The following is a 13799-nucleotide window of genomic DNA, read 5'->3' on the forward strand; positions in this document are numbered from 1 at the left end:
GTGGATTGAATTCGATTGGTATTGAACTTAAAGAAATAAATAAGTAAGAGCAGGAGGCTGGGAGAACGGTGAGAGCCATTGTAATCGATGACGAGAAGCCAGCGCAGCTCCATCTGGAGCGCCTGTTACTGTCGGACGGACGGATTACACCCGTGCAATGTTTTTTAACAGCCCGTGAGGGGCTGGATTTTCTGGCAAAGGAACGCGTCGATGTCGTGTTTCTGGACATTGGCATGCCAGAGATGAACGGACTGGAAGCGGCTGAGTATATACAGCAGATGGATAGCAACATTCGAATTATATTTGTAACCGCGTACGCGGATCATGCGGTCGAGGCATTTGAGCTGCACGCATTGGATTATGTATTGAAGCCGGTGAGCTCGGCAAGATTGCGCAAGACGATTGACCGGATAGCTTCCTGGATGTCTGTCATGCCCGAAATTGCAGTGACATCTGAAGTACAGGAACCAGGTTCCGAGGCTTCTCAGGATGACATCGAGTTACCCGGCCTGCTCACCTTTAAACATCTGGATATCTATAGAAGCTTGGGACCCGAAGCAGCCAAACATAAATGGAGGACTACGAAATCACAGGAGCTGTTTGCGTTTCTGTTTCACCATCGCGGAGAATGGGTAAGCAAAGAGATTCTGCTTGATAAGTTATGGGCTGACGTAACGCTGGAGAAGGGCTTAACCCATCTGCATACATCTGTGTACCAGATCCGCAAACTGCTGAAGGAATGGAGCATGACAGGTAAACTGGAGTACAACATGAACCGCTATCGTTTGCTGCCGGGTAACCTGGTGAGCGATGTGGAGCAGTTTGAGCTGGGTATGGGGTATGCCGAGGTTACGTCGGATAATGTGGAAGAACTTCGGGAAATTGTACTGTTATATCGTGGAGATTATCTGGAAGAGCATGATTACCAATGGTCGCAAGCGAAAGCCCGTGAGTTAAGGCGCAAATATATAAGATTGGTCTTGGATCTTGCCGATTGGAACATGAAGCATGAACGTGGCAAGGATGCGATTGAGCAATTGTTGGAATTACAGGAACGGGAGCCTTATGCCGAAGACATATGCCGATTAATGATGAAGGTGTATGCATCCATGGGTGATGGACAAGCCATACTCAAACTATATTCATCGTTTGCAAGGACACTCTTGGAGGAACTCGGGCATCAGCCGGAACCGGAGACGAGTCGTCTCTTTCATGAATTGACGGCGAAGTAGGCAGAAGCCAGGCGGGAGGATGTCAGTGAAACTATTCATACATCGCAAAGATTTGCGTACGGATGACCTGAATGCATTTGATTATTTGCGGAACCAGGATGATGAGAGCTTTCATTTGTTCATTTATGATCCCTTTTTGCTGCGGCAGGGCCGCGAGAAGGAGCACAGCGGTATCAACTTTCTGAGGCATGCAGCCGGGCTTGGCAGACAATACCGGGAAGCGGGCAAGACGCTGCATCTGGCACACGGCAAGCCGGCCGAAGTTGTGGATTACATTTTGGGGCAAATGGAAGGTCGTATTGATGAGGTCGTTGTACATCGTGACATGACGCCTTACGCGATCGACAGGGACCGCAGCATACGCAAAGTTACTGAAGGATACCAGGTTGCATTCACGCAGCTGACCGATCATCTGCTGATTGATCTTCCGCGGTTTGCTGATTTTACGGGCAAATCGGAGCCTTATAAAGTATTTGCTGCATTTCACAGGCGCTGGGTGGAGTTTATGAATGAATTCCCCAATCTTCCTTCAGCATTAACGGTGGCCGATGTGAAGGTAAGCAATCACTCCATGGAGTGGCCGGAGGCATACCGGGTACCCGAAGAGCTGCTGGAGGTTGAGCCGGCGGAAGATCCTCATGTGCTGCTGGATGGTTTTCTGCAGGAACGCATCGCGGAGTATGGGGAACATCGGGATGAATACGAAGCGTATGAGCCGAGTCATCTCAGTTCCTATGTGGCAGTAGGTGCAATGTCGATTCGCAAGATGTATGATGCAGCTTACCGAACCGCGCAGTCGGGTGAATGGATCAGACAGCTGTGCTTTCGCGACTTCTATCTGTATCGTGCGGTATACGAGAGTCACTATTTTACATATGAAAAGGTATACGATCTGTCGCCGCTAAATGAGTACCATTTCGAGCGTTGGTGCAGGGCGGAAACAGGTATCCCGATTATTGATGCAGCGATGACTGAACTAAATGAGACAGGACGCATGCCGAACCGGCTGCGTATTCTGACAGCGATGTTTCTCACCAAAAACCTGCAGTGTCCGTTTACAAGGGGTGAGGCCTATTTCAGACGCAAACTGCTGGATTATGACAACATCCAGAATCGGGGGAACTGGTTATGGTGCGCTTCACTCGGCGAGAATGCGGCTCCGTATTTCCGGGTGAACAATCCTGTAACACAGTCAGAGAAGTATGATCCTCAAGGAGACTATATTCGCAAATGGCTGCCGGATCTGAAGGATTTGCACAGCAAGGACATTCATCAGCCCCGCCAAGATGCGATTGTGGATCTGAAAGCATCCAGACAGGCGGCTATTGAGGTCTATAAACAAATTCTGGCGAGCCGTCAGAAGGATTAGAATCACGCAATGGAATGTGCATGTTCATGCTGGAGGAATCACCGGATTCCCGGATATCCAAGGCGTAGGCCAAGAGGTCGGGTTCCAAGCCACGCTGCCGCAGCTTATCCATGAGCAGGAGGTGCGTTTGATCGATCTCTGCCCGATCCGGATCCCCCTGATGTGTATACACGGCATATTCACGGGTTGGAAGGATAATACCGACCATGCCTTCCGGCACGTCGTGGAAGTGGGAGACCTCCACTCCGGCAATATAGTGATAGAGGCGTGTACGGCTCAGGGATACGCCCGTCTTCACCCCCGTCCTGATTTGGCGGGGGATTTCGTGTTGTCTGCGGCCCAATTCCACCCACAGCTTGGGAATCATTACTTTTGCCATATATACTGCTGTAAAAGGAGCCTGGAACTCAAGGCCAATTACATAGGTCTGCGGCCGTATAATCCGTTGGAATGGATCTGAGCTGACGATTCGTTGCCCTGTTATGCCGGCTGTTCGGTTGGCGGATTGCAGCAGGGAATATCCTCCTCGTCGCCCGGGCTCTGCGTATAAGGGCACGCCCATTCCACTAAGCTCATGTAAATATCGGAGCATGGTGCGATAAGAAACTCCGAATTCAGCAGCCATCTCATCCACGGTGAACGTTGGTTTGTCATACACTCGCATCATGAGTTCAATCAAACGCTGGGTTTTGGTCATACGCAGTCCACCTCTGAACAAGTTGTTTTATACTGACAGATTTTTCCACTATTTTAGTATAAAATAGAGTCAGGAATCACGACAACAGGATCAGCTTGAAGAAGAGAAGAAAATGATTGAAAGGGTGAGAAGGTATGGAACATGTCAATACTTCCATGTTGGTGCATAAGGAGGCAGCGACCGTTATCGGTTTGAAATGGGAAGGGACTTTCGCTGAAGCAGGGGCAGGGGCATACGTGTTGTGCAAACGGAGTTCAAGCATCGTCTGCATGAGATCAGCGATGTACTTTACCCGCAGGAGCTTCTGGGATTGTCATATCATACGACAGATACAGGATTTGTTCATTATGTTGCAGTCGAGGTTGGCGAAGGTGGATTATCAGCTGTTCCATCTGGAATGGTGAAGGTTGATGTCCCGGCACATGATTATGCCAAGTGCAGTCATGCCAAAGGACAGAGTGTGGAGGCTTCCTATAATCGCATCTATACCTGGATCAAGGATCAGGGCCATACCGTGTCAGACGGTCCGCTTACACACTATGAAGTATATCCGATGGATCAGGACCCATATGATCCGGAGCCGGAGTTTACCATTTTAATCCCAGTGAACCAGAAATAATTGCTGTAGAGGCAGCAGCCCCGGAAGACCGCATTGCAGCGGTCTTTTTTACATTTATATACATGAAAATAGTGTGAAATCTACTGAAAATTTAGGAATTGTTAAGAAAATGGACTACCCATCTTAAGCATTATGCCTTTTAATAGATAGTGAGCTTATCGTACTAAGTCATATCTGACATATTGACGAACACATTAAGGAGAAACGCTAAACATGAGTGAGACAATCAAAAGAGAGCGAATACCGGAGCTGAATCTGGTGCGTGCCATGGCGATTATCGGCGTGCTGTGTGTGCATTCCACTTCCTACGCGACGGTGGACATGACAGGTTCGGGATATTACTGGCTGTACAATTTTATTAATATCTTTATGAAATATGGTACGCCAACTTTTATTTTCATGAGCAGCTTCGTGTTGTTCTATAACTATTATTCTCGTCCTCTGGACAAGAAACTGGTCAGCAATTTTTACAAAAAGAGATTCGTGTATATTCTGCTGCCGTATTTCCTGTTTTCCCTGTTCTACTTTATCATTTTGCATGTGACACATTATCAAGGCCGTCCATTTGGTGAATCTGCCGTCAGCTTCATTACCAAGCTGTTCACGGGTAAGGCGTATACGCATCTGTACTTTGTATTTATCAACATGCAATTCTATCTGTTATTCCCGCTGGTGCTGTGGCTGCTGAAGAAGTATCCTTCGGTGGTCAAATGGTCGGTACCGATCGGATTGCTCATTCAATGGGCATTTATCGTAAGCAACAAATATGGATTCCAGGTACCGAACAAGGGAAGCTGGGCCTTCTCGTACTTCTCCTATTTCATGCTGGGAGCATTCATTGGAGTCTATTTTCCGAAGATCAAGCAATGGTTTGTCATCAGTCGTGAAAATGCAACCAAAGGCCGCGTAGCATCCTGGATTGTGTTATGGGCTGTCTGGATTGCTGCAGGACTGGGACATGTATACATTTATTATCTGCTTCGTATGAAAATTGCCACGTACAACACGCTATGGTATGAATTTTTCTGGAATCTGCATACTTTTGCTTGTGCGCTCGTACTGATCCAGATCGCATATCTGTTGTACCGCAAGGGGCCTGCACTGATTGCCAAGCCGCTCAATCGGCTTGGGGCGCTGTCCTTCGGCATTTATCTGATTCATCCATTTTTCTTGCTGTTGTATCGGGAATTTCCGCCGCAAACCGGGGTGTCCTGGCTGGTTCACCTGTGGTATGCGGGAGGCTTTGCCGTAGCATTGTTCGCTTCATGGATCGTGGTTGGGCTGACCGCAAGGTTCGTTCCGTTTGCCTGGGTTATTTTCGGCAATCTTCCAAAACCGAAACCGCGTATCGTTCCGCAACAGAATTCGGGCCAACTCGACGTTCGTTAATGAGGAATTGCTTACCGTATAGGAATAATAAACCGTTTCTTGGTCGACCCTTAGGGTTGAGCGGGGAACGGTTTTTTTTTCATACGATTTATTGCATCAGGTGGGAACGAGTGTTTCTTTATCATGTGCCTGGGGTAATGAGAAGGCGGAACACAATTCAATTATTGAATAAGTCAAAATAAGTTTGAATACTAAATTTCACTTTAACGAAGTGGGCAGAAGAAACCTGGGGAAGCGAAGCGCTCGCCTTTATCACCAGATTTCACCCTTTAAAAAGGGATTAGGAAATCAGGGGATAACAGTGATCGGAAGGTTATTCTGACAGCGTAGTGTATAGTAAAATTCATTTGTTCAACAGGTAGAGACTTTAAGAACAGGATCAAGGTGAGAAGAATGACAACATGTGAACAATGCGGGAAACCGATGCAAGATATATTGGAATATGTAGAACACATCCTTCATGAATGCAGCGGACAGACACCGGAGTACAATACGGATGGCTATCAGGCGCAGTCACAGGGGTATGAGTGCGTCCGCGAGCAGATGTGATACAATAGAAAGAAACCGGATTCATACGGAACCGAGGTGACAACATGGAGACGGGCTCGGCCCCTTTCCGGCAGGGAATGACGGAAAATGAAGCGCAACAGACCAAGACATGCATGTATTGCGGGCAAAAGCGTCCGTTGTCCGAATTCCGGCGCAGAACCGGAAAGAGGGCAGGTCCCGGATCCAGACGAGGGGCCTGTCGCCTTTGCCGTCAGCGAGGTGGACAGGTTAACGGCCACGACATCTCAGAGCAGCAGAATCAGAGTCAGCCCATTCGGACACAGAGACTGAAAACAGAGCCGGGCGGAGCAGTTGTAACTCCGGCAAGCATAGTGGTAACTACTGAGGCTGTTGTTACACAGGATATGAAGGCTAAATCGTTATCTTCAGATACCCCGGAACCTTCTTCAGGGAGTCGGAAGAAAAGAAGAAGGAGACGAAAAGCCAAGCCGCAGGAGGCACAGCCAGGCCTTGAGCAATCTGAGCAGATCACGGAGGCAAGAATGGAACGTCAGGCGGGACGTGATCCGGATGTGGCTGTGCGCACGAGTCCAAGTGTGCGTGCTAACCAGACCGACGCACAGGCGACTGCGGTGGTTAATGGGGATTTGCTGCCGGAAGCTCCGCAGGACCCGGCAGCGGGAACAGCGGCTGCGGGTCAGCAGACCGCAGCCGGGCGCAAACGCAAGCGGCGCCGCAAGCGCTCGGCGCCGCCTGGCGCTGGCACTGGACCGGACCGCATCACGGTCAAGTCCGATGTGCCAGCGGTGGGCGACCGTGGGGCTACCGCTGCTGTCGACATGCCTTTGGCGGCAGCAGCACAGCCTGCCGCCCCGGGGCTGGATCCCGGCCAAGCAGCACAGCCTGCCGCCCCGGGGCTGGATCCCGGCCAAGCAGCACATGCTGTGGCCGGGACAGCCGGTTCTGCCCCCAAGCGGCCGCAAGGTCCGCAGGGGGCCAAGACGCGGCCTGTGCGCACGGAACGTGTGCATTCAGCCGATGGTGAAGACACTGCCCGGGCCACGACATCCGGGCACCGGCCCAACTCCCACCACGCCCGCAGCCGCAGCGCGGGTGCAGATGGCCGGCCGCGCCGCCAGACTTCGGCGGTGCCGGTACCCATTGATCCAGAAGACCCGTCATCACTTCGTACTAACAGACAGGGGATGGTACGGATGCGCGGCAAAACGGACAAGGGGCGCCGCTGGCATCAGGAGGTTGACCTGGAACTTGCGGTCACGCTGGTCAAGGAAAAAGCCGCGGTTGTCGTCAATCGGTACACGATTCGCCGATTATTCAGCAACAAGGATTTTAAACGATATATTATGACCCGGGATCGGTTTACCTGCTACTTCTGTGGATCGTATGGGGATACGATTGATCATCTTCTGCCCCGGGCCAAAGGCGGACATACAACCCCGCTGAACTGTGTATGTGCCTGCAATCTGTGCAACCAGTCCAAAGCCGCAATGGATGCAGATGAGTTCATGCGGTCTGGCATACCGGAATGGAATGCGGCTCATCAGGAGGAATTGAACGAGCAGGAGATGCAGGAAGCTCAGCTGGAATAGGTTAATATCATTTCTCTTCTCCAACGAAGGGGATATTGAATAAAGAGAGCACATCACGACTGTACAGGTCAGGATGTGCTCTTGGTGTTTTGGTCTCAACTGTGAATATTTCTTCAAATTAACAACGGTCTGCAGGGGATTCGTACGTTATACTGTGAGAAGAAGATGAACCGTACTCGGATGGTCTGAGTGCTGATAGATTTACGATAGATACGGATTAAGACTGAAAAGATTGGAGGATGCACATGACCCCGGTACCTCTGGACATAATGTCCTATATTACGGAAGAGAATATTCGATATTGGCTGGAGCAGTTTCGTTCCCTGGGGCCGCTGCCGGGGATATTGCTTACGTTCATGAAGTCCTTCATACCTCCGCTGCCGACCCTGCTGATCGTGGGAGTTAACGGTGCGGTGTACGGACTGTGGGCAGGATTTTTATACTCGTGGATTGGAATGGTGCTGGGCTGCACCCTGACATTCCTGCTGGTGCGAGAGATTGGAAAATCAGCCTTTGTGGAGCGATGGGCGAGCAAACCTCGTGTTCAGCGGAGCATGGTATGGATTCGGCGGAATGCCTTCAGTTATGTATTTTTGCTGAGCATCTTTCCGGTTGGTCCGTTCGTCATTATTAATGTGGCAGCAGGCATAGCCCGGATGAGACTGATGTCTTTCCTGGTGGCAGTAGGTTTCGGCAAAGCCATCATGATTTTCTGTGTAACGTATATTGGCTCCAATGTGGCACAATTCCTGGAGCACCCGGTACGATGGGGAGGCGTATTGCTGTTTATCGCGGTATCCCTGTGGGCCAGTCGGAAGCTGGAGAGACACTTTACCCGTTCATCGGCACAGGAGGAACTGAACGATTCCAATCAGCCTTCGGGAAACTCCATCTCTTCCTGAAAATGAAGGGCAGCAAAACAAACGTTGCGGTTCTACGGCATCCGGTTACGCGCATAATCTAAACAGACTGTCATCGAGGATATAGATATGTCTCGTTAACAGTCTGTTTTTCTTTTTGAACGACTTTACCTCTTATTTTCTCTTGTTCCACAATTCCAACAAAGGCCCCTCATTCCCATAGACCGGATCGGTACCAGGAATCGGCACATCCCGAATTTCCCGAAGTACCTCTGGCCGTTCACCAGGTTCACCTGTACGTGTATTGTAGTCCGTGCCACCAGGATAGGCGCCCGCAATTCGGAAATCAGGGCTGGCCTCCAGCCGTTTATGTCCGGTTCCTGCAGGAAGCACAACAACGTCTCCCGTTTGCAAATAGACTCGCTGTCCTTTCTCCCCACCCAAAACAAGCTGCACGAAACCGCTTACCACAGCAAGTGCTTCATGTGCATTACTGTGATAATGATGATAATCAAACACACCATTAAGCCAGCTGTTTCCCCAACCATTTCGGTTCAGCCGTGACTCTGCTCGGGACGGGTCTTTTGCCCATATCCCCTTATACAGGAGAACTGGCAGGTTTGGGTGATTGGGAATCACACCATCATCCTTAAAAAATAACGTCTCTATGTTCTCTTTTCGTTCATTCATTATAATCACCTCTCTATACATTACCCGTTCAGGAGAAAGAGAATAAAAAAATGATTGGAAAATGATACAAAACGTATCGTATTAAGGGTATACTTTGTACATACGCTCAACTCATGAGCCCGCCTGAGTAAATTCAAGGAGGAATGGTTTAGTGAACATTGTCATTACGGGGGCTTCCGGATTTGTGGGATTCAATCTTTCTCATTATTTGGCGCAAAAAGGACATCGCATTACCCTGATTGACAGGGATGACTATTGTCAAAGACTTGTTCACAGCTCTCCACTGCATGAGATGACCTTCACCTGTTGTAACCTCGCGTCAGATCAATTCAGCTTGCCGCACGGAACAGATTATATTATCCACCTGGCCGCCATGCCGCATGTCGATTATTCCTACCATCATCCAGGAGAAGTGTTTCGTAACAACACACTGAGCACGCAGGCCATTTTGCAATATGCTGCCGATCATCGTATTCCAGTTGTACTGGCCTCCTCGGTAGAGGTATACGGAGGGGAGTTTGGCAGAGTTTACTCCGAATCAGATGTGTATGCCCCGGTATCGCCCTATTCTGCATCCAAAGTAGCCTGTGAGACGCTGGCTCATTCCTATGCCCAATGTTACAACCTTCCTGTTAAAATTTTTCGCCTGACCAACCTTTATGGTCCATGGCAGCTGCCTGACCGGATTATTCCACGCAATTATGGACGGATGATGGATGGCTTGCGTCTGGATATCCAGGGATCGGCTGTACGTGACTTTCTGTATATTGATGATGCACTAAAAGCCATCGAACAGATCATGCTGCATGGACAAGATCGACATACCTATAACATCTCCACAGGTCAAGGTACAACGATGCAGGAGATCGGCCAGCTGCTGCAATCCCTGCAGCGCTCGACAACGGGAGCTGTAGAGATCCGTCATCAGGAGCCGACACAATCCAGAGGTTCCAGTTTAGTGATTCATTCGGGCAAATTAAGAGAAGAATTGGGATGGAGACCGCAGGTTACGTTGGAGCAGGGTTTGGAAAAAACATACCGATGGTATCAGGAACATCCGGATTGGGTGCGTCAGTTCAGCAGGCATTATCAAACGTCACGAGGAAGCCATGATTTCATTGTTGATATGGCGAGGTATATGGTGCCGACTGTCTGATGCGAGCCAAAAAAAGCCAGGGAAGGGTGATTGGAATAACACCTTCCTTGGCTTTTTTGTGCCCCCGTATGACAGCAAGCTCATGCGGTAAGTCTACGGGTGGATATACTCTGTTATATATTGCACGATTTGAACGTGCGAAGCATCTTGAACCTTGGTACTAGTGTCGATCTTTCACATCAGCAATTTTGTCTTGAACAGCACCTTTGGCTTTGTCCTTTTTGCCCTCAGCCTGAAGGGATCTGTTATTAGTTGCGTTACCGATCTGATCCTTCACTTCGCCTTTGGCTTTATTCACGCCTGCTTTGAGCTTATCGCTAGTGGAATTACTCATATCGAACATCTCCTTCATTTCTGGTGTAGTCGTTATTAACCGGGTTCCCGGAATTCTAAACGTAACGCAGCCAAAACCGATAGGATATGGGCCTGAATGAAGGTAAACATACACATCGGGAAGAAATGAGCGGAATAGGGAATAAGCCTGCATCACTAGCCGCATAATAACGACAGTGACCAAATTCGTTGCGTGAAACTCATGATTTTGGAAAACAATCCCTAAATGTATGACTGAAAAAATCCTCCCATATGTATTTTTTCGCACATATGGGCATATGTGATCTTGTCTTAATACCACATGTGGTAGAAATGAAGATCTTGGTCAGAAGGATAAGCGGTTACATCCTGACAGCGATGCTTGACAAAAAGATCGATTTTGTTACAATGTTCACAATATCTTCACAAGTGTAAAAAATTTCTTTTTCATGTTCATGTGTAAGAGGTGTAATATAAGGGTATAGAGTTCGGTTTCGGCCTGCTTGTCGTTTTGCGTCAACACATGTTGTCCGCAATAGACCCAATACAATACATGATCCGGGAGCGGCCTTTTGGACTTCGCTCTTTCTATTGTGTGAAATTTGGTACATTTCATTGTATCGCTTGTATTCGTGGTTCGGCTCTGCTTGACAGGCATCATGAAAGTCGCGGACTTCTATCCCAAAGTAAAGGAGGACTTTCTCTTATGTCACAATCGCCTACTCAACAAGAGGTGCCAGTTACAGAAGGTGCCAACGAGCGCCAGTCCTTGGACGTGCTCGATCAACTGATGAAGCCTGAGGTACAGGAATCTCTGACCGTTCTGGTGGAAAACCTGCCTAAACTGGCTGAAATGGTCACTGCCATGACCAAAGCATATGACTTTGCACAAAGCGTTGCTACAGACAAAGTTCTGATCAGCGACACAATGAGTGCAATGGGTGAATTCGCTAAACCAGTTGTAGACAAAGCTAAAGGTGTAGCTTCCGCTGCAATTGAAGCCAATGACCGTGCGCAAGCAGAGCAAACTTCGGTTGGCCTGTTCGCTATGCTCAAAATGCTTAAAGATCCAAACGTACAACAAACGCTGCGTTTTGCTCAATCTTTCCTGAGCATCCTGAACGAGCGTCAACAACAGCAACGTTAAGATTAGAAGAACGGAGGATGGATATGTCGAAGCAAATTTTGATCTTGGGCGGAGGTTACGGTGGTCTTTTGACTGCGCTGACTGCGCGTCAATACCTGACACCGGAAGAAGCGACAATTACAGTCGTGAACCGTTACCCTACGCACCAAATTATTACGGAACTGCACCGTCTTGCAGCAGGAAGCATTGCTGAGAAGGCAGTTGCTCTTCCACTTGAAAAATTGCTGCGTGGTAAAAACGTGAACTTGAAAATCGATACGGTGGACACAATCAAGCCGGACGAGAAAAAAGTTCTGATGACCAGCGGCTCCACTTACTCTTATGATGCACTCGTCGTTGCCCTGGGCAGCGAAACGGCATTCTTCGGAATTCCGGGATTGCAGGAGTACAGCTTCACGCTGAAATCCGTTAGTGATGCTAACCGTATTCGTGCACACGTTGAAGCACGTCTGGATGCATACAAACAATCCGGCAACAAAGCAGACGCAACGTTTGTTATTGGCGGCGGCGGTTTGACAGGTATTGAGCTTGTCGGCGAATTCGCAGACCTTCTTCCAGGCGTATGCCAAGAAAAAGGTATCGATTTCAAAGATATCTCCCTGTACACAGTTGAAGCAGGTCCTTCCATCCTGGCAGGATTCCCGCCAGAACTGGTTGACCGTGCAAAATCCAGTCTCGAGAAACGTGGCGTTAACTTCATCGTTGGCGTAGCGATCACGGAGATGAAAGAAAACGAAGTATTGCTGAAAGACGGCAGCTCGATCCCTACGAACACACTCGTATGGACAGGTGGCGTACAAGGTAATGCGGTAGTTGCTAACAGTGGAATTGAAGTGGATCGCGGCCGTGCAAAAGTGACGGAAGTTCTGCAATCCACATCCCACAAAGATGTGTTCGTTGCTGGTGACAGCGCAGTGGTCTTCCCTAGCGAAGGCGCTCGTCCGTACCCACCAACTGCACAACTGGCTTGGCAAATGGGTGAAACCATCGGTCACAACCTGGGCGTAATGTTCAAAGGTGGCGCAATGGAATCCTTCACACCAGTATTCTCCGGTACACTGGGAAGTCTGGGTCGTAAGGATGCTGTCGGCATGATCGGTGGCAACCAGACTCGTCTGAAAGGTCTGCCAGCAACCATGATGAAAGAAGCAAGTAACATTCGTTACCTGTCTCACATCCACGGATTGTTTGCACTGGCTTACTAATTTAGTAGCCATCCATATGAGGGTGCCCCTTGGGGCGCCCTTTTTGCGTTTCTTGCTTCTGCTTCAAGGCAGGGGTGCCGAGATGAATGCCAGCGGAAGCGGAGTTAACAGGCAGGTATAGACAGTACAGGATGTATGGTATATTAAGAAGTATATTAATTGAATGTTCTTGCGCGGGCGATGCGCTGGACGGATTGGACAACAGCAGCCGGCGCTTAGAAGCGTCGGCTTTCGTTTAAATTAAAGACAAGTCCAGGACAGAATTTAAATCAAACGGGGATGCCCCGTTTAACCGAGAGGAGCATGACAATGAAAGTATTGGTTATTGGAGCAAACGGACAAATTGGCAAAGTTTTAGTGGAACAGCTGGCTCGGGAAGGCAAGCATCAGGTGACGGCGATGATTCGCAAACCGGAACAGGCGGATGCATTGAAAGAGCGGGGTGCAAATGTGGTCATCGGCGATCTGGAGGGCAGTGTGGACGAGCTGGCCGAGGCAATGAAAGATCATAATGCAGTTGTATTTACAGCAGGTTCCGGTGGCTCTACAGGTGCAGATAAGACACTTCTAATTGACCTCGACGGCGCTGTAAAAACAATGGAGGCCGCACAGCAGCAGGGCATTTCCAGATACATTCTGGTCAGTGCGTTTGGTGCGGATCGGCGGGAGAAATGGTCGGATGCCATTAAGCCGTATTATGTGGCGAAGCATTATGCAGATCGTGCTTTGTTTGCGAGCGAGCTGAATTATACGATTATTCGTCCAGGCGGCTTGAAAAACGAACCGGGAACAGGCAAAATCGCCGTAGGAACAGATTTGAAACCAGGCAGCATCTCACGTGAGGATGTAGCTCGCGTTATCGCTGCCTCCTTGCAGGAAGAGAAGACGTATCGAATGGCTTTTGATTTGATTGCCGGGGATGACTTCGTGGAGGATGCATTGGGCAAATTGTAGACTCTATTGTAATATATCCGGGGGAGAATGGAATGAGGGGGAACGCTGT

The 13799-nt window shown here is 49.1% G+C and carries 13 protein-coding genes and 1 pseudogene; 11 read left to right on the plus strand and 3 right to left on the minus strand.

Going from position 1 to position 13799, the window contains the following annotated elements; translation table 11 throughout:
- The first annotated feature begins 68 nt into the window (after positions 1-68).
- Positions 69-1232, plus strand: coding sequence for a response regulator (locus tag AAIH57_RS20940; RefSeq protein ID WP_430022869.1), 1164 nt, complete (start codon positions 69-71; stop codon positions 1230-1232).
- Between the two features lie 25 nt (positions 1233-1257).
- Positions 1258-2601, plus strand: coding sequence for a cryptochrome/photolyase family protein (locus AAIH57_RS20945; RefSeq protein ID WP_430022870.1), 1344 nt, complete (start codon positions 1258-1260; stop codon positions 2599-2601).
- Here the strand turns inward: AAIH57_RS20945 and AAIH57_RS20950 are convergent.
- Positions 2555-3298, minus strand: coding sequence for an HTH domain-containing protein (locus AAIH57_RS20950; protein WP_430022871.1), 744 nt, complete (start codon positions 3296-3298; stop codon positions 2555-2557). The two genes, AAIH57_RS20945 and AAIH57_RS20950, sit on opposite strands and share 47 nt — an antisense overlap.
- A gap of 241 nt (positions 3299-3539) precedes the next feature.
- Here AAIH57_RS20950 and AAIH57_RS20955 point away from each other — a divergent pair, with 241 nt between their 5' ends.
- From AAIH57_RS20955 to AAIH57_RS20975, 5 genes and pseudogenes are all read left to right on the plus strand, one after another.
- On the plus strand, positions 3540-3917 hold the full coding sequence (locus AAIH57_RS20955) for a GyrI-like domain-containing protein (protein ID WP_430022872.1): 378 nt from the start codon (positions 3540-3542) through the stop codon (positions 3915-3917).
- Positions 3918-4130: 213 nt separating this feature from the next.
- Positions 4131-5306, plus strand: a complete 1176-nt coding sequence (locus tag AAIH57_RS20960) for an acyltransferase (protein WP_175396891.1) — start codon at positions 4131-4133, stop codon at positions 5304-5306.
- A 393-nt stretch (positions 5307-5699) separates the two neighbouring features.
- Positions 5700-5855, plus strand: coding sequence for a hypothetical protein (locus tag AAIH57_RS20965; protein WP_430022873.1), 156 nt, complete (start codon positions 5700-5702; stop codon positions 5853-5855).
- Between the two features lie 1133 nt (positions 5856-6988).
- Positions 6989-7426, plus strand: a pseudogene (locus tag AAIH57_RS20970) (HNH endonuclease); the annotation flags it as partial.
- Between the two features lie 245 nt (positions 7427-7671).
- On the plus strand, positions 7672-8328 hold the full coding sequence (locus tag AAIH57_RS20975) for a TVP38/TMEM64 family protein (RefSeq protein ID WP_175396889.1): 657 nt from the start codon (positions 7672-7674) through the stop codon (positions 8326-8328).
- Positions 8329-8460: 132 nt separating this feature from the next.
- Here AAIH57_RS20975 and AAIH57_RS20980 read toward each other — a convergent pair whose 3' ends face one another.
- A complete protein-coding gene (locus AAIH57_RS20980; protein ID WP_175396888.1) occupies positions 8461-8976 on the minus strand; it encodes a cupin domain-containing protein in 516 nt (171 codons plus the stop codon).
- A 151-nt stretch (positions 8977-9127) separates the two neighbouring features.
- Between AAIH57_RS20980 and AAIH57_RS20985 the strand changes: the two genes are divergently transcribed.
- Positions 9128-10132 (plus strand): NAD-dependent epimerase/dehydratase family protein, encoded by a 1005-nt coding sequence (locus tag AAIH57_RS20985; protein WP_175396887.1) that lies wholly within the window; start codon positions 9128-9130, stop codon positions 10130-10132.
- A 160-nt stretch (positions 10133-10292) separates the two neighbouring features.
- Here the strand turns inward: AAIH57_RS20985 and AAIH57_RS20990 are convergent, their stop codons facing one another.
- Entirely contained in the window at positions 10293-10466 is a 174-nt protein-coding gene (locus tag AAIH57_RS20990) for a CsbD family protein (RefSeq protein ID WP_175396886.1), read from the minus strand.
- A gap of 684 nt (positions 10467-11150) precedes the next feature.
- Between AAIH57_RS20990 and AAIH57_RS20995 the strand changes: the two genes are divergently transcribed.
- From AAIH57_RS20995 to AAIH57_RS21005, 3 genes are all read left to right on the plus strand, one after another.
- Positions 11151-11591, plus strand: a complete 441-nt coding sequence (locus AAIH57_RS20995) for a DUF1641 domain-containing protein (protein ID WP_175396885.1) — start codon at positions 11151-11153, stop codon at positions 11589-11591.
- A gap of 23 nt (positions 11592-11614) precedes the next feature.
- A complete protein-coding gene (locus AAIH57_RS21000; protein WP_175396884.1) occupies positions 11615-12796 on the plus strand; it encodes an NAD(P)/FAD-dependent oxidoreductase in 1182 nt (393 codons plus the stop codon).
- Positions 12797-13105: 309 nt separating this feature from the next.
- Positions 13106-13750 (plus strand): SDR family oxidoreductase, encoded by a 645-nt coding sequence (locus tag AAIH57_RS21005; RefSeq protein ID WP_430022874.1) that lies wholly within the window; start codon positions 13106-13108, stop codon positions 13748-13750.
- Positions 13751-13799: the final 49 nt, after the last annotated feature.

The sequence above is a fragment of the Paenibacillus sp. MABNR03 genome, from assembly GCF_050455445.1.
GTDB classification, from domain to species: Bacteria; Bacillota; Bacilli; order Paenibacillales; family Paenibacillaceae; genus Paenibacillus; species Paenibacillus xylanilyticus.